This is a genomic window from Bordetella tumulicola, assembly GCF_054779135.1.
Genome location: NZ_BAAGYU010000011.1, coordinates 426,385 through 452,239 on the forward strand (window position 1 = coordinate 426,385; position 25,855 = coordinate 452,239).

Genomic DNA, 25,855 nt, shown 5'->3' on the forward strand with positions numbered 1-25,855 from the left:
TGGGTCACTTCGCCGTGGATCGTCTGCGCGACGTGGGTGAACGAGGCGTTGCGGCCTGGGTCGTCGATTTCGTGACGACGCGTTTAGTGGTGGTGCCTTTGGTGGCCGAGCGCTTGATCGCCGGTTTAGCAGGCGACAGCGTCGTGGACGCTGCCGCGATCGTCTTTGTCGCTGATTTCGTGGCAGATGTCGTAGCCGGTGCGGAAGTGCGCTTAGCAGTGGACGTCGTCGCGGGCTTCACCAAGGATTTGCCAGCCGATTTCCGTACCGGTTTAGCGGCCGTCTTGCTTGCCACGGGACGAGTGGGTTTTTCATCCTGACCATCTTGCTCACGCGCGACGGCCTGCTTAGCCGCGTCGCGGAAAATGGTTTCGACCTCCTCCAGGCAGGCGTGGGCACGCGTATTCAAGGGGCCAGTCGCCTCCAGGACGTGCCGCATCGTGCCAAAGGCCTGCCGGATTTCATCTGACGATGCGCTCTCTAGCAGTTTGGGCATGGCTTGCAGTGCACCTTGGCGATCCAGCTGCATCATCAGTGCTTGATCGCGTGCGACGTCCTTGAACTCCTGCAAGGCGAGATTGGCGTCCGCATCCGCGCGCATCTTGCGCAGCATGGCAAAGCTGCGTTCATCGATGCTGCCTTCGGCGCTTGCGACGTACAACAGCATGCGGATCGCGGCTTCGCGCACACCACCCTGATCGATCTGGCTACGCAGTTCAGCGGTGCGCTCATCCATGAAATGGCGGTGCTCGGGTGAGACGCCGGGATGCTTGCGAGGCGCGTGCTCCCTCTGCGCGCCTAGACCCGCCCAGTCTTGCACCAGGCGCGAGCCGTAGATATTCATGAATAATTGCTCGCCGGCGGCGTCACGCAACTCTTGCCACATATTCAATCCGGCCTCGATGTTTTTCGAGACCATGCGTTCCATCATGGCAAAGGGGTTGTCCGCAGAAACGGGACGGCGATGTTCACGCGCTTGCTCGGCCACTTGCGCGATGGGTGCGATCCAGGGGTTGCGGTCGGAGAGCAGCTCATAAGGCAAGCGCAGGGGATGCATGCGTTGCATCCATTCTGCTACTTGCGGGGTGACGGCGGCGCGCACCCAAGGCTGTACAAAGCTCCGGTACAGGCCCAGATTGATGTCCGAAATCCGCGCGACGGCGGCAAATCGCCGGTCGTCTTCTTCGTTACGCGCCACAATGGTACGCACGTCATCGAGCTTACGACGCGCGAACGACACGACATAGTCGCCATCGGCCAGATCCGCGTTGAGCGTCTCCGGGGTTTTATCTGCGATTTCGGCTTGGTAAATGCCGGCAGGCAGCACATCGATCAGGTCAATGTTGTCCGTGAACTCCTGGTGCTCTTTTCGGGCGACGGAGCCCGACACAAAAATGCCCAGATGGCCAATGCTTTCGTGCACGGCATAGACGATAGTCTGGCCGTGGGCGAGCACCTCGGCATCATTCTGGTAGAGGTCCGGGATCCAGCCCAGTGCCTGCGGCGGCGGGGTGATGTTGTCGCCCTTGGAGCAAAACACAATGATCGGCGAACGAATATTGCGCAGATCGATACGGATGCCGTCGGACGTGACCAGGCCGGCCGTTGCCAGGCGATTGCCGATAAACAGGTTATCGACGATGTATTGGATTTCCGGCTCGTTCAGAAAGACGTGGCCTCCCCACCATTTTTCAAACTCCAGGTAGCGAGAGGCTTCGGTATCGACTTTGGCGTACAGGTTGTACTGCTTGCTCCAGAGCGTATTGGCGGGGTTCAGACTCTCGAAATTCTGCACCAGCCAGGCACCATCAAAACGGCCCTGACCCAAGTCGCTCGCCATGGCGGTCAGCCAACTGCCGCCGAGTAATCCGCCGCTGTAGCGCATAGGGTTCATCCCACGCCAGCCGGCCCAATACGACAGCGGCGCACCCGCGACGATGATGGGGCCAAACAGCTCGGGCCGCATGGCGGCCGTCATCATTATTTGCCATCCAGCCTGGCAATTGCCGACCACCACCGGCTTGCCCTCCGACTCTGGATGGAGAGCGATGATTTCTTCCAGGAAACGCGCCTCGGCGCGCATCACGTCTTCCACCGTTTGAGTATCGGTGGGGCGTGGCAAAAACGTCGCAAAGTAGCAGGGATGGCCGGCACGCACAGCGACGCCGATTTCGCTTTCGGGCTTGAAGCCCCCAATGCCCGGACCATGCCCGGCGCGGGGATCTACCACTAAAAACGGGCGCTTTTTGGGATCTACGGCGACATCGGACGACGGCAGAATACGCAGCAATCCATAGTTGACCGGACGATCGAACTCGCGGCCATCCATGATCAGCTCGGATTTCATGCTGAGGACATTCGGGGCGCGCTTGGCCATATGCCGGTGATACTGGTTGCCGCGCTGGCGCATCACGTCCGAATACAGGGCGCCGCGCTGCAGCGTGTCAACCGTGTAATCGTAGGCCGCCGTCCAAGGGGTGGATGGCAGGGTGGCAGGGGCGTTGCGATCGTTGGCAGGTTTGGCCACTGCGATCTCCGGTAAAGCGACTGTCCGCCGGGCAGCAGGCGCTGATGGGTTTGGTGATGCTCTAAACCCCATTACAGCGCATTAAATGTTGCAATGCAACATTGCTTTGTATGAAATTGCAGACGCGCGTTGGGTCTGCCTAGGCGCGCGCGTCCTGATTGAACTGCAGCCAGGTCTGAACGACAGCGCGTTGCCATTGTGTGTCAGCGTAGGCACGCAGGGCCTCGGGTAGCTCGTCAGGCCCCGCCAAGCGGCGCAGCATCAAGGCCAGTTCGGTATCGGCGATGCACCAACTGTCGAATAGTTGGGGCCGAGCGTCGGGCAGCAGAGCTTGTGCCACGCGTACGAGCTTGGCGGCTGCCGCCAGAGCTGCGTCGCCCAGGGGCGCAGGCTGTGTTTCATGGAACACGACTTCGGTGGGGCGTTCCTCGCGCAACGCGGCCAGATCGCTGCGTAGCCAGGCTTGAACCTGGCGGGCGTGTGCGCGTTGTTGCAGCGCTGACGGATATAGAGCAGGGTAGTCAGGCGCAGGGAAGGCGTCTTCGAGATACTCGATGATGGCGCTGGATTCGGACAGGTGAAAGGTGTCGTGAGTCAGGGCCGGGACACGACTGGTGAGGGCGCGGCTGGCAAAGGGCCGCATGCGTTGTTCGCCGGCGGCCAAGTCAACCAGCCGCAATTCGACCGGCAGCCCCTTTTCCGTCAGCGCAACATAAGCCGACATCGCATAGGGGCTCACGAATCGCGCGTCGACGTAGAGCGTCAGGGGAGAGGCAAGCGTGTCGGCCAAGATAATCTTTTCCTGATGAGGGCAAAGGCAAATTTTGCCACTAAATTTCGTGTCAGTCGACGATGAACAGGCGCGCGCCCGTCGATGTGGATGACCGGTGGGCTTCGGCTTGGTCGGCCACCTGGTAGCTCATTCCGGGAGTCAAGACGAAGTTGCGACCGTCCTCGAGCTCAGTGTGCAGTTCGCCTTCCAGGCAAAACAGGATGTGGCCTTTGCTGCACCAGTGGTCGGCCAAATAGCCCGGTGAATACTCGACCAACCGTACGCGGATGTCGCCGAATTGGCGCGTGCGCCAATAGGCGATGCCGGTGTCTCCCGGGTGTTCGGTGGGGGCGATCGTTTGCCAATCGGTGGTGCCGAAAGGAATGTCGTGCATTTTCATGGGCGATTCCGTTGCTGGTGCGTTGCTGTTGTTGTTGTTGCGCTAAGCCGTCATTTTCTTTTGCCAAAACATCGCCTGACCCATTTCACTGGCCAATTCGTAGCCTTGATAGCCTACCTTGCGATATAGGGCGCGCGCGGGTTCATTGCCCTGCAGGACTTCGAGAGTTATCTTGCAACAACCGCGTTGTCGCGCCACCTCGTCCAGCGCAGTCAATAATTGTTGCGCAACCCCCTGACCGCGAAAGCGCGCAGCCACCATGAAATCATGCAGATTTAATAGCGGCTGGCAGGCAAAGGTCGAGAAGCCTTCGAAGTAGATCGCCAATCCTGCGGGCACGCCGTCTAGCAAGGCGATCAAGGCGCCTGCCGTGGGGCGCTGCGATAGCGCAGAGATCAGATGGCGACGCGTGTGAGGGGACAGCGGCGCGCCTCCCCCCATGGGGTCCTGGGCGTATTCGTCCAGCAGCGCGACAATCATGTCGCCGTGAGCGGGGTTGTGAAAATCGGCGTTGATAATAGTTAACACAGTGATGTCCGTTTTGGGTGCCCGCCAGAGGGCGTTGCAGCTCGAATGTGAATACAAAGAGGTATTATGCCGCGCGTTGACGTGTCAAGACTGGAGTGTGCCCATGAGTCGTCCATCCGTTTCCGAACCCCATCTGGCTTTGCCGGCGGGGGCGAGCTGGGCGGGCTTGAGGGCGTGTCTGCCGGTCATGATCGGGTATTTCCCCGTGGCCATGACATTCGGGATCGCGGGCTTGTCCACGGGGTTGTCGCCCCTGCAGGTGGTACTGATTTCGGTGCTGGTCTATGCCGGTGCCAGTCAATTTTTGCTGTTGGCCTCCATCAAGGCAGGCACACCATGGCTATGGGTTGTCGCGCTCTGTTCGCTACTGAACGCCCGCCACCTGCTGTACGGACCGCTGTTGTCGCGCTTTTTGCCAGAGCCGTTGGGTGCACGACTCAAGTTGGCTTTTCTATTGACCGACGAAGTGTTTGCCACGGCCTTTCAGCGCATTGAACACGTCGACCCTGCCTATCGAAATCGCTGGATGATGCTGCTGGGATTGGGTGCATGGGTCACCTGGATCGCCGGCACGGCCGTCGGTGTTTATGCTGGCGATGGCCTGGAACGCCATTTTCCCATGCTGTCCCAGGTCATGCGTTTTGCGTTGCCCGCGTTATTTCTAGCGCTCGTTTGTCAAAGCGCGACGCGCACCCTGCGTGGCGCCATTGTTGCCGCCCTTGTTGTAGGGGCTGTCTGCGCGGCGCTCGGGCAGACCACGCTGGCCATCCTGGCTGCGGCGGTCGTCGGCTGCGCCTTTCAGCGTCTGCGGAGCACATCATGATCGGCGGCGAACTGGGTTTTTGGGGCGCCGTTATCGCGATGGCGGTCATCACCTATCTGACGCGCGCCCTGCCGTTCATGCTGTCAAACCGCAGCCGACTGCGGCGGCGATTGGCCGAAGGGGCGTCGCTGGCGGCGCTGGGACCGGCCCTGTTAGCGGGCATTGCGGCGGCCGTGATCGTGCCTGACATCCTTGCCCTGCAGGGCCTGTCTCAGTTTTTGCCTTATGCCGGTGGGCTGCTAGCAACCGCCTTGAGCGTTCGGCGGTGGGGCAATTCGGGCTTGGCCGTGATTATCGGCGTGGTCGTGTACGGCGGGTTGTTGATGCTGGCGGGTGTGGGAGGCTAGGGACCCGTGTTGGTCCGCTGCGCGCTATCCACCACCTGCACCATATCCACCCCATATGCACCAAGCCACTAATCGCCCGGCCCACGCACGTCGCAGCGTGCCTACGGCACGATGTCGCTGGCGGACTCGGTATCCAGGTGGGCGATGTCGCCCCATTCGAGGACTTGCCATTGACGATCGTCGATACCGATGCGGTTGATGCTGGCGTTCAACAGCGGCACGGGACGCGGACCGTCCAGGGCGACGCCGGATGCCCGGCGCCAGATGATGTCCAGCACGCCGCCGTGGGTGACCGCCAGGATGCGCTCATCAGCGTGGCGCTGCGCGAGATCACTCACCGTGGCAATGACGCGCGCCTGGAATTGGCCTAGCGATTCACCGCCCTCGATGGGCAGATGCGGGTCGCGGCTTTTGCGTGCCGCTGCGGCTTCGGGCGCGAGTTCGTCGATGCGATGAAGATCCAGGCCCTCGAGAATGCCGAAACTGCGTTCGCGTATGCCCGGCTCTGCGCGGATGCGCAAGTCCAGCCCGGCGCCAAGGGGAATGGCGGTGGCGTGGGCGCGTTGCAGGTCGCTGCTGTAGAGAGCGGTGAAGGTATGCTCGCCGGCGGCCAGACGTGCTGCCAGGTGCGTGGCTTGGTCGCGTCCGGCGGTATTGAGCTCGATGTCTTGCCAGCCCTGCAGGCGGCCTTCGCGGTTCCAGGGCGTTTCGCCATGGCGGATAAACCAGATTTCAGTCATGCTTGTGGTGGGTGAGGGGATTGGGTCAGCGTTTGCTGTGGCCTACAGGATATACCGGAGGCCGGCGGACGCGGTTTGGCATCACGGTCCGTCATGATAAAGCCAGCGGCGGCATCGGCGCGGGCATCACCGGATTGCCGGCGGGCGTGCTCGCCCCTACACTTCGCCCGCCGACTAATTATTCCTGTCTGAATACAGGGGACTTCATGCCCAACTCTTATTTCCCGCGCTGGAAGCTGGCCGATGATTCGGTACCCGGCGTCGTGATCGCGCCCGATGAGCGCCTGTCCGCGTCCAAGAACATTGCCATGGGCGCGCAGCACGTGGTGGCGATGTTTGGCTCCACGGTATTGGCGCCGTTGATCATGGGCTTTGATCCGAACGTCGCCATCCTGATGTCCGGGATCGGTACGCTGATTTTCTTCCTGTTCGTGGGTGGCCGAGTGCCGAGTTATTTGGGCTCGAGCTTTGCATTCATTGGCGGGGTAGTGGCGGTGACGGGTTATGCAGGGTCCGGTGCCAATGCGAATATCGGTGTCGCCTTGGGGGGCATCATCGCCTGCGGCTTGGTCTATACCTTGATAGGTGTTGTCGTGGCGGCCGCGAATGCACGTGGAGACGGTGGCGCAGCCTGGATCGAACGTCTCATGCCGCCGGTGGTGACCGGTGCGGTGGTGGCGGTGATCGGGCTGAATCTGGCGCCTATCGCCGTCAAGGGAGCGATGGGCGGCTCGGGCTTTGATACGGGCATGGCCATCGTGACGGTGTTGTGCGTGGGCGGCATTGCCGTCTATACCCGCGGTACGGTCCAGCGGTTATTGATCCTGGTAGGGTTGTTGTTGGCGTGCGTCATTTATGCCATTTGCGCCAATGGCCTGCAGCTTGGCAAACCCATCGATTTTTCCGGCGTGGCCGCGGCAGCATGGTTTGGGTTGCCGCAGTTTGTGGCGCCGGTCTTCAAGGCCGATGCGATCGGCTTGATCGTGCCTGTCGCGATCATTCTGGTGGCGGAGAACCTTGGCCACATCAAGGCCGTCGGCGCGATGACGGGCCAGAATCTAGATCGTTATATGGGGCGAGCCTTCATTGGCGATGGGGTGGCGACGATGCTGTCCGGTGCCGTGGGTGGTACGGGCGTGACCACGTATGCCGAAAACATCGGTGTGATGGCGGTCACGCGTATTTATTCGACCCTGGTGTTTGTGGTGGCGGCGATTATCGCTATTTTTCTGGGCTTTTCCCCCAAATTCGGTGCGCTGATTCAAACCATCCCAGGCCCGGTGCTGGGTGGCATGTCCGTTGTGGTGTTTGGACTGATTGCCGTGGCCGGGGCGCGGATCTGGGTGGTGAATCAGGTTGATTTCAGCGATAACCGCAATTTGATTGTGGCCGCTGTCACACTGGTTCTGGGCGCAGGGGATTTCACTGTCAAACTGGGCGATTTCACGTTGGGCGGCATTGGGACGGCAACGTTTGGCGCCATCATCTTGTATGCCTTGTTGCAACGCAGCGGGCGCCAAGTGGTGTAGGTCATGGTTCAAGGGTAGGATTGGCCACGGTTGATCGCGTTATTGATATCTTCACGGGGCATTGATCATTCCACGGTTGGGCCCTTTCTAACGCCCGTTATATTGCCTCTACTACGCGGAATTGCAGCGAAATGACTGGTTTCTGAATGACTTGCAATTCCCGTCGATTTTGACCACAATAATGACTTGCTTACCCCGGTTCTGACCCGAGCCGGGGTTTTGTTTTGCCGCCGGGCCGCCCCAAGGCAAAAGCGCCCCCTTGGGGGCAGCAAGCCGAAGGCGCCGCGTGGGGGCTTTATCTTTGGTCGCCACCCTTGTCCCGTCGGGTGCGGGGGCGATCAACACAAGTCGCCAGGAACGCTAGCCAACACTGATAACCGGGTCCAGATCGTTGCGGCTTGTTTGATCTTTATTGGTATCACCCGCTAGCCCCGCTTGGGCGGCGCTGGCAAAAATCTAACTGTGTTTTGACCGAAACGCTCCAATTCGGGGCGTTTTCTACTTTTTGTTTGGGAAACGACATGCCTGCCATTCCTCTGACCGCGCGCGGAGCCGAGCGTTTGCAAGCCGAATTGCATCGGCTCAAGACCATCGAGCGCCCCGAAGTGATCAACGCTATCGCCGAGGCTCGTGCCCAGGGCGATCTGTCGGAAAATGCCGAGTACGATGCCGCCCGCGAGCGCCAAGGCTTCATCGAAGCCCGTATTTCTGACCTTGAAGGGACGCTTTCCAATGCGCACATCATCGATCCCAGCACGCTGGATGCCGAGGGACGCGCGGTGTTCGGCGCCACGGTAGATATCGAAGAGTTGGATTCGGGGAACCGTCTGTCGTACCAGATCGTGGGCGACATCGAGGCCGACATCAAGTCCAACCTGATCTCGGTTTCCAGCCCCGTGGCACGTGCGCTGATTGGCAAATCCGAAGGCGACGTGGTCGAGGTGAAGGCCCCCTCGGGCGTCCGCGAGTACGAAGTCCTGGGTGTGCGTTACTTGTGATCTGACGGGTGACCACTCGAAAAAAAGGCCCCCACGCGGCGCCTTCGGCTTGCTGCCCCCCAAGGGGGCATTTTTGCCTTGAGGCGGCCCGGCGGCAAAAAGGCCCCCACGCGGCGCCTTCGGCTTGCTGCCCCCCAAGGGGGCGTTTTTGCCTTGGGGCGGCCCGGCGGCAAAAAGGCCCCCACGCGGCGCCTTCGGCTTGCTGCCCCCCAAGGGGGCATTTTTGCCTTGGGGCGGCCCGGCGGCAAAAAGGCCTCCACGCGGCGCCTTCGGCTTGCTGCCCTCCCATGGGGCACCTTTCTGCCTTGGGGCGGCTCAGCGGCAAAAAAAACGCCAAGTCCGTAGGGATTGGCGTTTTGTTGATTCTGGGTCTGGCCATTGGCCATACCGTTTTATTTTTTATTTATCGCTTGGTGCTCTTGCGCCCGGCTGATGCGCGCATGCCACTACGGGTACCGGCGCGCAGGCTGAGCGCGCTGCCTGAACGGCGCGGAATACCATGCGGCGACGCTGACGCGGGTTTTTTGGTGGATGGGCGAGTCGGGCGGTCCGTGGTGCTGAACATCATGTCTGTGCGCGAGCGGGCCTTGGGCTCGACGGGCGCCGATTTGCGGGCACGGGCGGGACGCGCTTTGGACAAGGTCTTGCCTTCAGCTGCCAGCTTTTTGGGCGTATGCGGCTCAGATGGCTTGCGTCGGACGGGGGTGGTGTCTTCGTCGGGTGCGGCGGCAACATTGCCGGCCAGCGGGCGGAACAAGATCAGCATCTTGCCCAAATGGTGCACCGCCGCGCACGATAGCGTCTCGCAGATCGTCGCCAGCATGGCCTCGCGCTCGTTGCGGTCGCTGCCGCCGGCGCGTACCTTGATCAGCCCATGGGACGTCAAGGCGCGATCAATTTCTTTCAAGACCGCGTCGGTCAGCCCGTTGTCGCCGATCAGGACGACCGGGCTCAGCGGGTGGGCGGCCGAGCGCAATTCGCTGCGCTCGCGTGAGGTGAGTTCTAATATAGGCATGTGTGGAATTGTACGGTAATGGCCAAAAAGAAATTCTCTAAAGACTGGATCCACCAGCACATCAACGACCCTTATGTGAAGATGGCGCAACAAAAGGGCTATCGGGCGCGTGCTGCCTTTAAGCTAATCGAGATCCTCGACACGGAAAAGCTCATGCACCGTGGCGACGTGGTGGTCGACCTCGGGTCTGCGCCGGGCAGCTGGTCGCAGGTGGCGCGTGAGCGCCTGGCCGGCCCCGGCGGGGTGGTCGATGGTCGTATTATCGCGCTGGACTTCCTGCCGATGGAGCCCGTCGCGGGCGTCGAGTTCATCCTGGGGGATTTTCGTGACGACGCAGTCTTGAAACAGTTACAAGAAATCGTCGGCGGCCAACCGGTAGACCTTGTGATTTCCGACATGGCCCCCAACTTGTCTGGTGTGAGTTCTGCTGATTCCGCGCGCATTCAACATGTCTGCGAGTTGGCGATGGAGTTCGCCCGCAACCACCTCAAGCCTGATGGTGCGCTGATCGTCAAGGCTTTTCACGGCAGCGGTTTTTCGCAGATCGTGCAAACCTTCAAACAGCACTTCAAGCGCGTGGTGGAACGCAAACCAAAAGCTTCCCGGGACAAGTCCTCGGAGACCTTCCTGGTGGCGCGCGACCTGAAGCACTAATTTTTACCGTTGTATACAGCTACCCGTGGGACGGCCGGGCGGAATCGGCGCCGACAGGGTAGAATGAACTATTGACATACTTGTGACTGTGCCATATACGCGGGGGCACAGTTGCCGGTCGGAATCAAAGGGCAGGAGATCTACCTTGAACAACTCATTTTCTAAAGTCGCGGTCTGGATGGTGATCGCACTGGTCCTGTTCACGGTATTCAAACAGTTCGACGGTCGTGCTCAAACGCAAGATGGCGTGAGCTACACCCAGTTCATGGAGGATGCCAAGGCAGGCCGTATTCGCAAGGTAGATGTGCAGGCGGACGTTCTGTATGTCACCCCTGATACGGGCCGTTCGTACACCTTGACGTCGCCGGGCGACATCTGGATGGTGTCCGATTTGCTCAAGTACGGTGTCGACGTCTCGGGCAAGGCCCGCGAAGAACCCTCCTTACTCATGAGCATCTTCGTGTCGTGGTTCCCGATGCTGCTGCTGATTGGGGTCTGGGTGTTCTTTATGCGCCAGATGCAAGGCGGCGGCCGTGGCGGTGCGTTCAGCTTTGGCAAGTCGCGTGCACGCATGCTCGACGAAAACACGAACCAGATCACGTTTGCTGATGTGGCAGGCTGCGACGAGGCCAAAGAAGACGTTCAGGAACTGGTTGATTTCCTGCGTGACCCCAGCAGGTTCCAAAAGCTTGGCGGCCGTATCCCGCGTGGCGTCCTGATGGTGGGCTCGCCCGGTACCGGTAAAACCCTCTTGGCCAAAGCCATTGCCGGCGAAGCCAAAGTCCCGTTTTTCAGTATTTCGGGTTCGGATTTCGTTGAAATGTTCGTCGGTGTGGGTGCTGCCCGCGTGCGCGACATGTTCGAAAACGCGAAAAAGCAGTCGCCTTGCATTATCTTTATCGATGAAATCGATGCCGTGGGTCGCCAGCGCGGCGCCGGTCTGGGCGGCGGTAACGACGAGCGCGAGCAGACGCTGAACCAAATGCTGGTTGAAATGGACGGCTTTGAGTCGGGCCAGGGCGTGATCGTCATCGCTGCCACCAACCGTCCCGACGTGCTGGATCCCGCGTTGCTGCGTCCGGGTCGTTTCGACCGACAAGTCGTGGTGCCGCTGCCCGATATCCGTGGCCGCGAGCAGATTCTGCGTGTTCATATGCGTAAAGTGCCGCTGTCGACCAACATCGATGCCAACATCCTGGCGCGCGGTACACCTGGTTTCTCCGGCGCTGATCTGGCCAACCTGGTGAACGAAGCCGCCTTGTTCGCGGCGCGTCGCAATGGTCGCACCGTCGACATGACCGACTTCGAAAAAGCCAAAGACAAGATCATCATGGGCGCCGAGCGTCGTTCGATCGTCATGCCCGAAGAAGAGCGCAGAAACACGGCTTACCACGAGTCTGGCCATGCCATCGTGGCGCGTATGCTGCCCAAGACCGATCCTGTTCACAAGGTCACCATTATCCCGCGCGGTCGTGCGCTGGGCGTGACCATGCAGTTGCCTGAAGGCGACCGCTACAGCATGGACAAGGAGCGCCTGCTCAATACCATCGCTGTGTTGTTCGGTGGCCGTATTGCCGAAGAACTCTTCATGAATCAGATGACCACGGGCGCCTCGAACGACTTCGAACGCGCCACGGCGATCGCCCGCGACATCGTGACCCGCTACGGGATGACGGATGAGTTGGGCCCCATGGTCTATGCCGAGAACGAAGGCGAGGTCTTCCTGGGTCGTAGCGTGACCAAGACCACCCATATGTCCGAAGCCACCATGCAAAAGGTGGATTTCGAGATTCGCCGCATCATCGATGAGCAATACGGCGTGGCGCGCAAGATCCTCGAAGACAACCGCGATAAGGTCGAAGCCATGACCCGCGCGTTGCTCGAGTGGGAAACCATCGACGCCGATCAGATCTTGGATATCACGTCGGGTCGTCCTCCGCGTCCTCCCAAAACACCGCAAGGCCCGTCCGACACGGCCGACACGCCGCCGCCCACCGGGCTGGCAACGGACGGCAATGGCACACCGGCTGCGGTCTAAGCTGCTGTTTCAGGTCTCTGTCGTTTTATATGGGTGACACCTTCCTATGCGGGCGCTTCGAGTTTGATCTCGAGCGCCCGCTCGTCATGGGCATCGTCAATGTCACGCCCGATTCTTTTTCCGATGGTGGCGAACACGCCGATACGGACAGTGCGGTCAGTCATGCACGCCGCTTGATCGACCAGGGCGCGCATATCCTGGATCTGGGAGGCGAGTCCACGCGGCCGGGCGCTGCGCCCGTTTCGGTGCAGGATGAACTGGCGCGCCTGTTGCCGGTCATCGACGCATTGCGTGATAGTGGCGTGCCGTTATCCATTGACACTTTCAAACCCGAGGTCATGCGCGCCGTGCTGGATGCTGGCGCTGACATGATCAACGACATCTATGCATTTCGTCAGCCGGGAGCGATCGACGCCGTGGCGCAGTCGCGTTGCGGATTGTGTGTGATGCACATGCAGGGCGAGCCGGGCACCATGCAGCGGGCACCGGAATACACTGATCTGCTGGGTGAGGTCGATGTGTTTCTCGCCGACCGTGTGCAACAACTGCGCGCCGCCGGGGTCGATCCGCAGCGCATCGTGCTGGATCCAGGGTTTGGATTTGGCAAGACGGCAAGTCACAACTATCAACTATTGCGCGGGCTCTCCAGCCTGCGAGCCTCCGGTTATCCATTGCTGACCGGGTTGTCACGCAAGACCATGATAGGCGACGCTACCGGCAAACCCGTGGCGAATCGTCTAGCGGGCAGTATTGCCGGCGCGTTGGCTTGCGTGGCACGGGGGGCTTTTATCGTGCGTGTTCATGATGTTGCAGAGACGGTTGACGCACTCAAGGTCTGGCAAGCATCCGAGCAAGGAGCTATACAACTATGACGCAACGCAAGTATTTTGGAACCGATGGGGTGCGTGGCGAGGTGGGCGGCGAGGTTATCAACGCCGCTTTTGCTCTACGTCTGGGCTATGCGGCGGGACGCGTGTTGTTCCGTCGGCATACGGAACGCGGGCATAACCGCCCTCAAGTCATTATCGGTAAAGACACCCGTATCTCGGGCTATATGCTCGAGTCGGCACTCGAAGCCGGTCTATCCGCCGCAGGTATCGATGTGTTGCTGGCGGGCCCGGTGCCGACGCCGGCAGTGGCCTACCTGACCCGGGCCTTGCGTTTGGTGGCGGGTATCGTGATCAGCGCATCACATAATCCGTATCAAGACAACGGGATCAAGTTCTTCTCGGCGCAAGGGATGAAGCTGCCCGACGAAGTCGAGGCCGAGATCGAAGCCGCACTCGACGAGCCGCTGGACTGCGTGAGCTCCAAGGCATTGGGACGCGCGCGTCGCATGCAAGACTCAGGGGGGCGTTATATCGAATTCTGCAAAAGCACGTTTCCCAACGAGCTTGACCTCAATGGCCTGAAAATCGTCGTCGACGCCGCCCATGGCGCGGCCTATAACGTGGCTCCGCACGTGTTTCGTGAGCTGGGGGCTGATGTGCACGCCATTGGCGTCTCGCCCGATGGTTTCAACATTAACGACGGGGTCGGCGCCTTGCATCCCGAAGCGCTGGCCAAGGTCGTCAAGGCGCGCGGTGCTCACCTGGGTATTGCCCTGGACGGCGACGCCGACCGACTGCAGATGGTCGATGGCGAGGGGCGTGTCTATAACGGTGACGAACTGCTGTACGCCATCATCCGAGAGCGCATGACACAAGGGCCGGTCGACGGCGTGGTCGGTACGCTGATGACGAACTACGGGTTCGAATTGCAGATGCAACGCCTGGGTATCGGGTTCGAACGCGCCAAGGTCGGCGACCGCTACGTCCTGGAGCAAATGCAGGCGCGCGGCTGGCTGTACGGGGGCGAGAGCTCCGGGCACCTGCTGTGTCTGGATTGTCACACTACGGGCGACGGCATCATCGCCGCGCTACAGGTGTTGACAGCCTTGCAGCGCAGCGGCGAAAGCCTGGCCCAATGGATCAGCGAACTGCGCATGTATCCGCAAAAGATGATCAATGTGCCCTGGGTGCCCGGGACTGATTGGAAATCTCACGCCGGCCTGATGGCGGCGCAAAGTGCTGTGGAGGCCGAACTCGCCGGGCGTGGCCGGGTATTGATTCGTGCGTCGGGGACTGAACCCAAATTACGCTTGATGGTCGAAGCCGAAGACGCGGATCTGGCTCAGGCGAGCGCTGAAAAACTGGCGGCCAGCCTGAACTGATCGGTTCGGCGTACAACAGGCAGCATGTATGGGCCGGACCCCGCGGAACCGGCCCTTTTTTTGTTCCATCGTCGCGTTTATTGTGTTTAGATGCATTTTGTTTTTATTTCACACAATTTTGATCGGCGTAAACTTCATAGTCATGTCATTTTTTTGTCAGAAGCCTGACATATCCGGCCTCCACACTGTCTGCACATCAAGGAGTCCTGTGCAATGCTCGAACTAGCACGTATCGATGCCAGGCGTGAAAACGCCGAACCCTGGGTCGCAGGATCGGCCGGGCATGTCCTGGTCGTGGGCTTGGCGCGCACGGCCGACGAGGTCGAGCAGATCCAGCGCTTGAGATACTCGGTCTTTACCCAAGACATGGGGGTCGTTTTTCCCGATGCGCATGATGGCATCGAGCAAGACCGTTTTGATCCCTGGTGCGAACACCTAATGGTACGAGAGCTCGATACCGGCCGGGTCGTGGGGACATACCGTATCCTGACCCCTGAAAAGGCCCGCGAAGCGGGTGGCTACTATTCCGAATCCGAATTTGATCTGACTCCGCTCGGAACGTTGCGCAGTGAGTTGGTCGAGGTAGGGCGTTCATGTACCCACGCCGATCATCGCAGCGGCGCGGCGATCATGCTGTTGTGGTCCGGTTTGGCCGAGTTCATGCGACGTGGCGGTTATCGTTACATGCTGGGGTGTGCCAGCGTGAGTTTGCGCGACGACGGCGTCACTGCCGCCGAGGTCTGGCGCAATGTCTCGGGTAGTCTGCAAGACGCCAGCTTGCCCCGCGTCAAACCCCTGCATCGCTATCCGGTAGAGCGCCTGAACAGCACGCTGCCCGCTCGCGTACCGCCGCTCATCAAGGGCTATCTCAAGCTCGGCGCGCGTATCTGTGGCGAGCCCGCCTGGGATCCCGATTTCAATGCGGCCGATTTTCCGGTGCTGTTGGACATGACCTGCATGGATACCCGTTATCGGCGTCATTTCGGGTTGGACCCCGCGACTTCCGAGGTGCTTTGATTATGCGCCGGCTGCTCAAGCGATTGCGCATCCGGCTCATTCGCAAGGCCACGCGCTCATTTCGCCTAGAACTCAAGCAACTCGAAAGAGAAACCGACTTTTCGCCATTCTGACTCTTCGGCACGCAGAGTAAAGTCGCTGAGTGGATGCTTGGTCAACCAAGCCTGATTCCCCCGCACTACGATAGACTCGTCCCGTACCGACACGCTCAGGGGCAGTTGGGGGATATCGGTACGACGGCGCATCAGCAGCACCGCCAGACGCAGACACAAAATAGCAATCCACTGGCTGCGGTTGCGCACCATGGATTCGAGCTTGGTCAGTTTGCCTTGGTGTCCCAGCGTCAGTAACGCTAGCAACTGCTGATCGGCGCGGGAAAAGCCTGGCATGTCCGCATTGTCCAGCACATACGCCGTATGTTTGTAATAGGCGTTGTGAGCGATAGACAAACCCACTTCGTGCAGATTGGCTGCCCAGCCTAGCGCGTTACGCAGGTCGGCATGCTCTTTATCAGATGCGTAAATCGAATCAAAAAACGCGAGTGCCGCCTCACGTACACGCTGGGCCTGATTATTGTCGATGTGATAGCGCTTCATGAATTGATGTACCGACTCATCGCGCGTGTCATGCGCTGCGTCACGGCCCAGCAAATCGTACAGTACGCCCACCCGCAATGCACCGTCGCCGGTGTGCATGACTTCAATGCCCAGTTCGTCGAAGAGGGCGATCATGATCGCCAAACCGCCTGGAAGCACGTCGGCGCGATGCACTTTAATGCCCGGCAATTCATCGGGAATGACTTGGCCCGACTTGATGATGCGGTCTTTCAGTTTGCCCAGGCCTGCCCGGGTAATGCCGATATCGGAAAAGCCGCATTCGGTCAGGATGGCGTATAGGGCTTTGGCGGTACCCGAAGAGCCATAGGCTTCTTTCCAGCCCATTTTTCGATATTGCTTGGCGATGACTTCGATTTCGCGGCGAGCGGTCAGCTCGGCCTGCTTCATCTGGTGCGCATCAACGATCCTGTCGGGGAAAAAATCACGGCTATAACTGACGCATCCCATATAGAGGGATGACATTAACGCGGGCTCGAAATCCTTGCCGATGATGACTTCGGTCGACCCGCCGCCGATGTCGATGACCAGGCGTTTGTTGGTCGAAGGGGGCAGGGAGTGCACTACACCGGAAAAAATCAGTCGGGCTTCTTCGCGTCCGGCGATGACTTCGATAGGAAAACCCAGCGCCGCCTCCGCACGCGGCAGGAATTCCTCGGTATTGCGCGCGACGCGAAAGGTGTTCGTCGCCACCGCACGCACCCGACTGGGGTGAAAACTCTGCAAACGCTCGCCAAAGCGTTCCAGTACAGCGACGGCACGGTCGATGGCAGCGTCGTCCAGTCGTCGGTTCTGATCCAGTCCGGCCGCCAGCCGCACGGTTTCTTTCAGGGCGTCGACCTGGTAAATCTGTTGTCCGTTTTCGTCTTGGACAACTCGTCCGATAGACAGGCGAAAACTGTTCGAACCGAGGTCTACGGCTGCCAGGAGATGATCCATGCTGGAGGTCGTTAAGGCTGTAAGAAGCTGCAATTATAGAGAACGGAGATGAATGTGCCTGATCGGATCGCCAGAATCTCGGGTTTTGACGTACGCTAGCGGGCTATCACCATTTCGTCATGGAATGGTCACATTACTGTAGTAAAACGCAGCTTTTGCTCCTGAATCTTGGGATGGAACCCCGTATGTCCACATCGCTAGTTGAGTCCCCGTTTCTAAACCGTGAACTTTCTTTGCTGAAATTCAATGAACGGGTCTTGGCGATGGCGGAGCACCCGCAGGTCCCCTTGCTGGAGCGTTTGCGCTACGTCTGTATTGTCAGCTCGAATCTGGACGAATTCTTTGAAATTCGTATGTCCAGCCTGAAAGAGCAGTTGCGCCAGAACCCGACGCTGCACGGCGACGATGGCAGGACGCCCGGCGAAGCCTTTGACCGGGTACAGAATCACGCTCACAAACTGGTAGAGCGCCAATATAGTCTGCTGAACGACGAAATTTTGCCTCGTCTGGACGCCGAGGGGATTGCGTTGCTGCACGCGTCGGAATGGAATCCCGAGCAGCAGCAGTGGGCGCATGAAGTCTTCAAGCGCGACGTCATGCCGTTGCTGACGCCCATCGGCCTGGATCCCGCCCACCCGTTTCCCAGGGTCTACAACAAGAGTCTTAACTTTATCGTGGCCTTGTCAGGGGTGGACGCCTATGGCCGCCAAGCATCGATTGCCATTGTGCAGGCGCCGCGAGCATTGCCTCGTCTGATCAAAATGCCCGTCAAGCTGTCTGGCAAGCCCGAGGGATACGTGCTGCTGACCTCGCTGATGCGGGCGTTCGTGGGTGAGCTCTTTCCGGGGCTGGAAATGCTGGGTTGCTACCAGTGGCGGGTGACGCGCAACAGCGACCTGTTTGTCGACGAAGAAGAAGTTACCAATCTGCGCCAAGCCTTGCAGGGCGAGCTGTCGCAGCGCAACTTCGGGGCGGCGGTGCGTCTGGAGATTGACCGGTTGACGCCAGCAGACCTGGAAACCTACCTGCAGAATGAATTCTCGCTGGCTCCCGAAGACACTTATCGCGTCAATGGTCCGGTGAACCTGTCTCGCCTGATGCAACTGTGCAATGACGAGACGCGTCCTGATCTGCTATTTGAACCCTACCACGGCAGCATGCCGTCACCCTTTGACCGGGTCTCGGACAAGCCGGCCGAGTTGTTTGCGGCGGTCGCAAAGGCGGATCAACTGCTGCATCACCCGTATCAGTCATTCCAGCCGGTGATCGATTTTCTGACAGCGGCGGCGCTGGATCCGGACGTGATGGCGATCAAGCAAACTATTTACCGGACTGGCGAAGATTCCGAGTTGATGCAGATCCTGTTGGCGGCGGCACGGGCGGGCAAAGAAGTCACCGTCGTCGTGGAACTGATGGCGCGCTTTGACGAGCAGACCAACATTAACTGGGCCGCCCGTCTCGAAGAGGTGGGAGCACATGTCGTGTATGGCGTGGTTGCCCATAAAACGCACGCCAAAATGGCCTTGGTACTGCGTCGTGAAAAGGGCAAATTGCGCCGCTATGCTCACCTGGGCACAGGCAACTACCACCCGCGTACGGCCAGGCTGTATACCGATTTTGGCTTGCTTACGGCCGATCCCCGCTTGTGCGAAGACATGGACAAGGTTTTCGCGCAGTTGACGGGGCTGGGTGCGCGACGCACGTTGAAATCCCTCTTGCAGTCCCCCTTTACGATGCACGAGACCATGATCGGCTTGATTCAGGCCGAAATCCGCGCCGCCAAGGCGGGGCGGCGCGCCCGGATCATGGCGAAGATGAATTCCCTGCTCGAGAAACAGATCATCGCCGAGCTCTACAAGGCCAGTCAGGCCGGCGTCAAGGTCGATCTGCTGGTCCGGGGGGTATGCGCCCTGCGGGCGGGCGTGCCGGGCTTGTCGGAAAATATCCGGGTTCGGTCGATTATCGGGCGCTTTCTGGAGCATTCCCGGGTGTTCTATTTTTACGCCGACGGCGAAGAGCCCGTTTACCTGTCATCGGCCGACTGGATGGACCGCAATTTCTTCCGCCGCGTCGAAGTCGCGTTCCCGGTCACTGACAAGGCGCTGAAAAAGCGTGTCATCGACGAGGCGTTTACCTTTGCCTTGCGGGACAATCAGCTGGCCTGGGAACAGCAGACCGATGGCACATACACTCGGGTGCGCAATCGCCGGGCACCCTTTAATTTGCACGAATTCCTCATGGAGCGCCTGGGATGAGACCGCAGGGCTCGGCTGTCACATTTCTCGTATATGACTGTCATAGTCTTGTCATCTTGGCCTTCTAACATTCTTTCTGTCGATGATCGGACGGGCGGAAACAGCCCGCCGCGACCTCCTAAACGAACACAGAAGGAATTCGAATGTTCAACCGCGTATTTAAGCAAATTACCGTTGGCGTTGCCCTGGGCAGCGCCGTTTTCGCTGTGCAGGCGGCCAATGTAACCGGCGCCGGCGCCTCGTTCCCATACCCGGTGTATGCCAAGTGGGCCTCCGAATACAAGGCCGCGACTGACACGGCCGTCAACTACCAATCGATCGGTTCGGGCGGTGGTCAGCAACAGATCAAGGCCAAGACCGTTGATTTCGGTGCTTCGGACGATCCTTTGAAGGCCGACGACCTGGAAAAGAGCAATCTGCTGCAATTCCCGGCTGTGATCGGTGGCACCGTGCCCGTGATCAACGTCGACGGCATCAAGCCGGGCGAACTGAAGCTGTCGGGCGCCGTGCTGGCCGATATCTTCCTGGGCAAGATCAAGAAGTGGGACGACGCTGCCGTCAAGTCGCTGAACCCCGATCTGAAGCTGCCCTCGGCTGACATCATCGTGGTTCACCGCTCGGATGGTTCGGGCACGACCTTTGGCTGGACCAACTACCTGTCGAAAGTGTCGCCTGAATGGAAAGAAAAGGTCGGCGAAGGCAAGGCTGTCAAGTGGCCCACCGGCCAAGGTGGCAAGGGTAACGAAGGCGTTGCCGCCTACGTTGGCCAGCTGAAGAACTCGATCGGCTATGTTGAGTACGCCTACGCCAAGCAAAACAATCTGTCCTGGACCCAACTGCAGAACAAAGACGGCAAATTCGTGCAACCTGAGCAAACCGCTTTCGCGGCTGCCGCAGCTAACGCCGACTGGAAGAGTGCGCCTGGCATGGGCGTGGTGCTGACCAACGAACCGGGTGCTGACTCCTGGCCCGTGACGGCTGCCACCTTCATTCTGATGCAAAAGGTTCAAGACAAGCCCGAGCAAGGCCGTGCGGTTCTGGAATTCTTTGACTGGGCCTTCAAGAACGGCGACAAGACCGCCGCAGCGCTGGACTACGTGCCGCTGCCCGACAACGTGACGGACGCTATTCGCGCCAGCTGGAGCGAAATCAAGACGGCTGATGGCAAGCCGGTCTGGACCAAGTAAGCGTCTTAACGAGTAAGACCTAAACTGACGCGCGGACCTTATTGGCCCGCGCGTCAGTCTGCGCCGCCAGCCCTGTCTCTCCCTCAGCGTATTTCAAGGAAACCCTATCCATGAGCGCGGTATTGGATAATGGTGTGCCACGCCAGTCTCGACCGACGGATTCCGTCACTACCGGTACGCCTTCACCTATGAAGAAAAACAATAGCGCCCTGATGGATGTGTTCTTCAAGAATGCAACCCGGCTGTTCGCCTTTTTGGTGTTCATCCTGTTGGCAGCCATCATGCTGTCCCTTATTTATGGCAGTCGCGAAACGCTGGCCAAATACGGCCTGTCGTTCTTGTGGCAAAACGACTGGGATCCGGTCCAGCAGAACTACGGCGCGATCGTACCCATTGTCGGTACCTTGCTGACGTCGGCCATCGCCCTGATCATCGCCGTGCCGGTGTCCTTCGGTATCGCCATCTTTTTGACCGAATTGTCTCCGGCCTGGCTGCGTCGCCCGCTCGGCACAGCGATCGAAATGCTAGCCGCCATCCCGTCCATTATTTATGGGATGTGGGGCTTGTTTGTTTTCGTTCCGATTTTCCAGCAGTACGTGCAGCCGGGGTTGATCTCTGTGCTGGGTAGCATGCCCGTGATCGGCGGGATATTTGCTGGTCCGCCCTTCGGTATCGGTATTTTCACCGCCGGCCTGATCTTGTCCATCATGATCATCCCGTTCATCACCGCGGTGATGCGCGACGTGTTCGAGTTGGTGCCGACCCTGCTAAAAGAATCCGCCTACGGTCTGGGCAGCACGACTTGGGAAGTCATGTGGCGCGTGGTGCTGCCGTTCACTAAAACGGGGGTGATCGGCGGCGTTATGCTCGGGTTGGGTCGCGCATTAGGTGAGACCATGGCGGTGACGTTTGTCATCGGCAACGCCTTTCGGTATCCGGATTCCCTGTTCTCGCCGGGTAACTCCATTGCCTCGGCGCTGGCTAACGAATTCAACGAAGCGGGCGGCCTCCAAAAATCGGCGCTCCTGGAACTGGGTCTGATCCTGTTCCTGATTACCACTGTCGTGTTGGCACTGTCCAAGATCCTGCTGGTACGCGCTGTTGCCTCCGAAGGCAAAAAGACCTGATCGGCTCACCGGACGTTTACGGGAAGAAAAACATGGTTGAATCTCCAATCAACATGAGCAACGGCATTTATCGCCGTCGCAATCTGTTCAATAAGGTCATGCTGACCGTTTCATTGGGCACACTGATATTTGGGCTGTTCTGGTTATTCTGGATCATTCTGACCCTGCTGTTCAAGGGTGCGCCGGCTTTGTCGCTGACCCTGTTTACAGATATCACCCCTCCTCCAGGCGAGACGGGGGGACTGGTAAACGCCATTGTCGGCAGCGTCTTGATGGCTGTCGTGGGGACGATCATCGGCACGCCGATCGGCGTGCTGGCCGGCACCTATCTCGCCGAATACGGCCAGCGAGGTTGGTTGGCACCTGCAACACGCTTTCTGAACGACGTATTGCTGTCCGCCCCATCGATTATCATTGGCTTGTTCATCTACGCCGTCTACGTGGCGCAGGTCGGACACTATTCGGGCTGGGCCGGCGCGTTGGCCTTGTCCATCCTGGTGATTCCCGTGGTCGTGCGTACCACCGACACCATGCTGCTGTTGGTGCCCAATAGTTTGCGTGAGGCGACTGCGGCGCTGGGCTGTCCCAAATGGCGCATGATCACCCTGGTCTGCTACCGCGCTGCCAAGAGCGGCATCATCACCGGGATTTTATTGGCCATTGCCCGTATTTCGGGTGAAACCGCGCCGCTGCTGTTCACCGCGTTGTCGAATCAATTTATGTCGTGGGACATGAATGCGCCCATGTCCAACCTGCCGGTCGTGATCTATCAATACGCGGCCAGCCCGTTCCAGGATTGGAATGATCTGGCTTGGGCGGGCGCCACGCTGATTACCTTGTTGGTGCTGGGTATCAACATCATGGCTCGTAGTCTGTTCCGCAAATCGTGATTGCCACGCTGGCGCCCTGAGAGGCGCCGGCTACAGGAAAACTCATGGAAAATACTGTCACCGCTGGCCAAACTGCTGCTCCGGTTGCGCCCATCCTCAAATCCAAGCTTGAAGTCAAAGACCTGAATTTTTACTACGGCAAATTCCATGCGATCCGCAACGTGAACATGTCGATTCGTGAAAACAAGGTCACGGCGTTTATCGGCCCGTCGGGTTGTGGCAAGTCCACGTTGCTGCGTACCTTTAACCGGATGTTCGAGCTGTATCCTGGCCAGCGCGCCGAGGGTCAAATCATCCTCGACGGCGAAAATCTTCTGACTTCCAAGACCGATATCTCTTTGATTCGGGCCAAGGTCGGCATGGTCTTCCAAAAGCCCACGCCGTTTCCCATGAGCATCTACGACAACATCGCGTTTGGCGTAAAGCTGTTCGAGCGCTTGTCCAAGGGCGAGATGGACGAGCGTGTGGAGTGGGCGTTGTCCAAGGCCGCCTTGTGGAACGAAGTCAAGGACAAGCTCCATCAAAGCGGCAACAGTCTGTCAGGTGGTCAGCAGCAACGTTTGTGTATCGCCCGCGGCGTGGCGATCAAACCCGAAGTGCTGCTGCTAGACGAGCCTTGCTCCGCATTGGACCCGATCTCGACCGCCAAAATCGAAGAGCTGATTGCCGAGCTGAAAAGCGACTACACCGTCGTCATCGTGACCCACAACATGCAGCAAGCTGCGCGTTGTTCGGACTACACCGCCTACATGTACCTGGGCGAGTTGATGGAATACGGCGAGACCGATCAGATCTTTGTGAAACCGGCACGCAAGGAAACTGAAGACTACATCACCGGACGTTTCGGTTAAGCCTGTACTCCTCGCTGGGGTCGGTAAAAACAAGGGCCGGGCATCCTGTGGATGCCCGGCCCTTGTTTTGAGGTGTCAGGGGTCGGTTTGACCGCCTGGGGCAAGGCGATGCACACATCGCCTGCCCGCCCGTCGGAACGTGATCAGTACGTGACCGTCATCGTGGCGTAGTACGCGCGACCCGGTTCGTTGTAGGTGGCCGCGCCTGCCGAGGTGGCATTGCCCTCGCGGTATAACTGCTTGTCAAACAGGTTGCTGACGCCCACGCGGAAACGCAGATGGCTGTTCGGCTCGTAACCCACGCTCAGACCGACAAGGGCGTAGGGGCTGACGGTCTGACGACCTTCACCGATGATCTCTTCGCCCGTACGCACGTTGGTGTCAGGACCCTTTTGCTTACCGTAGTACGTCACGTTCGCCTGGAACGACCATTCGGGGGTATAGAACCAGTCCAGCGTACTGTTGATGGTGTACTCGGGAATGATACTCAGCGGTTCGCCCGTGTCCTTGTTCTTGGATTGCAGCATGTACGTGAAATTGGTGTTCCAGTCCAGCGTCGGGCTCAACGGGATGAACAGATTGCCTTCGATGCCTTCGACGATGGCCTTGCCGCTGTTGGTCCATTGCAGCACGCGCGCGCCATTGCCCAGGCGATAAACATATTCCGTGTCGGCAACGATCTTGTTCTTGTAATCGTTGCGAAAATACGCCGCGCTGGTGCGCCAGGTGCCCGGGTCGTACTCGAAGCCGATTTCCTTGTTGATGCTGATTTCCGGCTTCAGGTTATCGTTACCCACCAGGTAGCAACCGCCCGAATTGGGCTCCACGGCGTTGCAGCCGTTGCCTCGGCTATATAGCAGGTAGTTGGGGTTCGACTGATACAGGTTGGGCGCCTTGTAGGCGCGGGCAATCCCCCCTTTCAGGCGCAACGTATCGGTGGCCTTGAAGGACATGTTCAGGCTGGGACTCAGGTTGCCGCCATACTCACTGTTGTGGTCGTAACGCAGGCCCGGGGTCAGGATCGTGCGCATGCCCGCCTGAATATTGTCCTCGACAAAGAGGGCATAGCTGTCCTGGCTCGTTTTGCTTGCACGGCCATCCGTTGGGGTTCCGTCGATGCCAGTGCCCGTGGTGCCGGTGTCATAGGTCTGGCGCAATCCCGACGGATCGTCCAGCGATTCATGCAGGTATTCCACGCCCATGGTGGCGACCTGTTGCCAGCCCAGCGTAAAGGGAATGCTGGCTTCACTCGTGGCCCGCAGCGAACGCAGGCGCGCGGTATCGCGACCCAGGTCCGTGGGTGCGCCCTCGGGGCCACCAGCCAACCCTTCTGCCTGGCGGGCGTTACGCGTGTACTCGTACGACAAGCCCGAGCGGGATGTGCCCCAGTCGTAGTTGCCCCGATGTGTCAGGCCAAAGTTCTCGCGGTACATGGCGTTGGTCTCTTTGCCATACAGGCTGTCCGAGAACGCGTTGTTCGCGTTGTTCATGGTGTCGCCCGCAAACAGGTTGCCCTGGCGGCTATAGCCCATTTCGAATTCCAACGTATTGCGCGTGTCGGGACGCCAGGCGAATAGCGCGTTGATGTCCTGATTGATGACCCCTTCGCGACCGGCGGTCGTGGACACACCATTTTCATCGAGGGCGGCATGGTCCGCGTTAATGTCTCGGGAGTCAGGGTTGGTCTTGCTGTAGTTGGCGTAGACACGCATGCTTAGCGTGTCGGAGATCGGTGTCGACAGGCGCGCATTGACGCGATTCGTGTTGCCTTCGTCGCTGTCTTGCGGCTGATTGATGTAGTACGTCGCCGATGCGGTCGGCTTGTCGCTGGGTTGCTTGGTGATGATGTTCACCACGCCACCCATGGCGCCCGAGCCATAACGGGCTGCGGCCGGGCCGCGGATCACTTCAATACGTTCGACTTCTTCGGCCGGTACCCAGTTGGTGTCACCGCGCGTGTCGCGATCGCCGTTCCAGCCATAGCGCACCGCGTTGCGCGATTCGACGGGCTTGCCGTCAATCAGGATCAGGGTGTTCTCCGGGCCCATGCCGCGGATGTCGATCTGGCGGCTATTGCCGCGAGCACCGCTGGCGCTGTTGCCAGTCAGGTTGACGCCCGGTTCGCGGCGGATGATGTCCGATAAATCATTGGACGGCGGGCGGCGCTGGATCTCTTCAGCGGTGATCACCGACACGCCCAGCGATTCTTTGACCTCCTCTTCGGCCGTCCCGAGGACTTCGACGGCGGACAACTCCTGCACGATCGCGGGATCGTTAGGCAGTGGAGCGTCTGCCTGGCTTTGGGCGAGGGCGGTGCCAGACAAGGCAAGAGTGATCAGAGCGCCTAAATACTGGCGCTTGAACGGGGGCGTAGACATGCCGGATTCTCCGA

At 59.4% G+C, this 25,855-nt stretch carries 22 protein-coding genes; 14 read left to right on the top strand and 8 right to left on the bottom strand.

The features are described 5' to 3' along the window. Positions 1–4 precede the first annotated feature (4 nt). From ACYVDM_RS24190 to ACYVDM_RS24205, 4 genes are all read right to left on the bottom strand, one after another. Positions 5–2,527, bottom strand: coding sequence for a DUF3141 domain-containing protein (locus tag ACYVDM_RS24190; RefSeq protein WP_415792523.1), 2,523 nt, complete (start codon positions 2,525–2,527; stop codon positions 5–7). A gap of 139 nt (positions 2,528–2,666) precedes the next feature. Beyond that, on the bottom strand, positions 2,667–3,317 hold the full coding sequence (gene yfcF / locus ACYVDM_RS24195; protein ID WP_415792524.1) for a glutathione transferase: 651 nt from the start codon (positions 3,315–3,317) through the stop codon (positions 2,667–2,669). Between the two features lie 52 nt (positions 3,318–3,369). After that, a complete protein-coding gene (locus tag ACYVDM_RS24200) occupies positions 3,370–3,699 on the bottom strand; it encodes a DHCW motif cupin fold protein (RefSeq protein WP_415792525.1) in 330 nt (109 codons plus the stop codon). A 42-nt stretch (positions 3,700–3,741) separates the two neighbouring features. Continuing rightward, positions 3,742–4,227 carry a GNAT family N-acetyltransferase gene (locus tag ACYVDM_RS24205; RefSeq protein WP_415792526.1) on the bottom strand — a complete coding sequence of 162 codons (486 nt, stop codon included), beginning with the start codon at positions 4,225–4,227 and terminating at the stop codon, positions 3,742–3,744. A gap of 103 nt (positions 4,228–4,330) precedes the next feature. On the opposite strand from ACYVDM_RS24205, the gene ACYVDM_RS24210 reads away from it, so the two are divergent. Beyond that, on the top strand, positions 4,331–5,050 hold the full coding sequence (locus ACYVDM_RS24210) for an AzlC family ABC transporter permease (RefSeq protein WP_415792528.1): 720 nt from the start codon (positions 4,331–4,333) through the stop codon (positions 5,048–5,050). Further along, positions 5,047–5,397, top strand: coding sequence for an AzlD domain-containing protein (locus ACYVDM_RS24215; protein WP_415792529.1), 351 nt, complete (start codon positions 5,047–5,049; stop codon positions 5,395–5,397). The genes ACYVDM_RS24210 and ACYVDM_RS24215 overlap by 4 nt, the downstream gene beginning before the upstream one ends. A 101-nt stretch (positions 5,398–5,498) precedes the next feature. Here the strand turns inward: ACYVDM_RS24215 and ACYVDM_RS24220 are convergent, their stop codons facing one another. Further along, the gene (locus ACYVDM_RS24220; protein WP_415792530.1) at positions 5,499–6,137 is read right to left on the bottom strand and encodes a histidine phosphatase family protein; all 639 of its coding nucleotides are present in this window, start codon (positions 6,135–6,137) and stop codon (positions 5,499–5,501) included. A gap of 206 nt (positions 6,138–6,343) precedes the next feature. On the opposite strand from ACYVDM_RS24220, the gene ACYVDM_RS24225 reads away from it, so the two are divergent. After that, a complete protein-coding gene (locus tag ACYVDM_RS24225) occupies positions 6,344–7,666 on the top strand; it encodes a solute carrier family 23 protein (protein WP_415792531.1) in 1,323 nt (440 codons plus the stop codon). A gap of 521 nt (positions 7,667–8,187) precedes the next feature. Continuing rightward, entirely contained in the window at positions 8,188–8,664 is a 477-nt protein-coding gene (gene greA / locus ACYVDM_RS24230) for a transcription elongation factor GreA (protein ID WP_415792532.1), read from the top strand. Between the two features lie 403 nt (positions 8,665–9,067). On the opposite strand, the gene ACYVDM_RS24235 is transcribed toward greA, so the two are convergent. Then, complete coding sequence (locus ACYVDM_RS24235) at positions 9,068–9,679, bottom strand: YhbY family RNA-binding protein (protein ID WP_415792533.1); 612 nt, start codon at positions 9,677–9,679, stop codon at positions 9,068–9,070. A gap of 18 nt (positions 9,680–9,697) precedes the next feature. Between ACYVDM_RS24235 and ACYVDM_RS24240 the strand changes: the two genes are divergently transcribed. From ACYVDM_RS24240 to ACYVDM_RS24260, 5 genes are all read left to right on the top strand, one after another. Beyond that, positions 9,698–10,333 carry an RlmE family RNA methyltransferase gene (locus tag ACYVDM_RS24240; RefSeq protein ID WP_415792534.1) on the top strand — a complete coding sequence of 212 codons (636 nt, stop codon included), beginning with the start codon at positions 9,698–9,700 and terminating at the stop codon, positions 10,331–10,333. Between the two features lie 145 nt (positions 10,334–10,478). Further along, positions 10,479–12,371 (top strand): ATP-dependent zinc metalloprotease FtsH, encoded by a 1,893-nt coding sequence (gene ftsH, locus ACYVDM_RS24245; RefSeq protein ID WP_415792535.1) that lies wholly within the window; start codon positions 10,479–10,481, stop codon positions 12,369–12,371. 29 nt (positions 12,372–12,400) lie between these two features. After that, the gene (folP, locus tag ACYVDM_RS24250; protein WP_415792536.1) at positions 12,401–13,243 is read left to right on the top strand and encodes a dihydropteroate synthase; all 843 of its coding nucleotides are present in this window, start codon (positions 12,401–12,403) and stop codon (positions 13,241–13,243) included. After that, a complete protein-coding gene (gene glmM, locus ACYVDM_RS24255) occupies positions 13,240–14,583 on the top strand; it encodes a phosphoglucosamine mutase (protein ID WP_415792537.1) in 1,344 nt (447 codons plus the stop codon). Before folP ends, glmM begins: the two co-directional genes overlap by 4 nt. Positions 14,584–14,796: 213 nt before the next feature. Continuing rightward, on the top strand, positions 14,797–15,600 hold the full coding sequence (locus tag ACYVDM_RS24260) for a GNAT family N-acetyltransferase (protein ID WP_415792538.1): 804 nt from the start codon (positions 14,797–14,799) through the stop codon (positions 15,598–15,600). Between the two features lie 65 nt (positions 15,601–15,665). Here ACYVDM_RS24260 and ppx read toward each other — a convergent pair whose 3' ends face one another. Then, positions 15,666–17,153 carry an exopolyphosphatase gene (gene ppx, locus ACYVDM_RS24265; protein ID WP_415792539.1) on the bottom strand — a complete coding sequence of 496 codons (1,488 nt, stop codon included), beginning with the start codon at positions 17,151–17,153 and terminating at the stop codon, positions 15,666–15,668. A 185-nt stretch (positions 17,154–17,338) separates the two neighbouring features. On the opposite strand from ppx, the gene ppk1 reads away from it, so the two are divergent. The 5 genes from ppk1 to pstB all read left to right on the top strand — a co-directional run bounded on the left by ppk1 (position 17,339) and on the right by pstB (position 23,463). After that, entirely contained in the window at positions 17,339–19,408 is a 2,070-nt protein-coding gene (gene ppk1, locus ACYVDM_RS24270) for a polyphosphate kinase 1 (RefSeq protein WP_415792540.1), read from the top strand. Between the two features lie 143 nt (positions 19,409–19,551). After that, positions 19,552–20,595: a phosphate ABC transporter substrate-binding protein PstS gene (gene pstS, locus ACYVDM_RS24275; protein WP_415792541.1), complete on the top strand. Its 1,044-nt coding sequence runs from the start codon at positions 19,552–19,554 to the stop codon at positions 20,593–20,595. A 110-nt stretch (positions 20,596–20,705) separates the two neighbouring features. Beyond that, complete coding sequence (pstC, locus tag ACYVDM_RS24280; protein WP_415792542.1) at positions 20,706–21,722, top strand: phosphate ABC transporter permease subunit PstC; 1,017 nt, start codon at positions 20,706–20,708, stop codon at positions 21,720–21,722. A gap of 32 nt (positions 21,723–21,754) precedes the next feature. Further along, positions 21,755–22,612, top strand: a complete 858-nt coding sequence (gene pstA / locus ACYVDM_RS24285; protein ID WP_415792543.1) for a phosphate ABC transporter permease PstA — start codon at positions 21,755–21,757, stop codon at positions 22,610–22,612. A gap of 44 nt (positions 22,613–22,656) precedes the next feature. Beyond that, positions 22,657–23,463 (top strand): phosphate ABC transporter ATP-binding protein PstB, encoded by an 807-nt coding sequence (gene pstB, locus ACYVDM_RS24290; RefSeq protein WP_415792544.1) that lies wholly within the window; start codon positions 22,657–22,659, stop codon positions 23,461–23,463. A gap of 143 nt (positions 23,464–23,606) precedes the next feature. Here the strand turns inward: pstB and ACYVDM_RS24295 are convergent, their stop codons facing one another. Next, positions 23,607–25,841, bottom strand: coding sequence for a FepA family TonB-dependent siderophore receptor (locus ACYVDM_RS24295; protein ID WP_415792545.1), 2,235 nt, complete (start codon positions 25,839–25,841; stop codon positions 23,607–23,609). Positions 25,842–25,855: the final 14 nt, after the last annotated feature.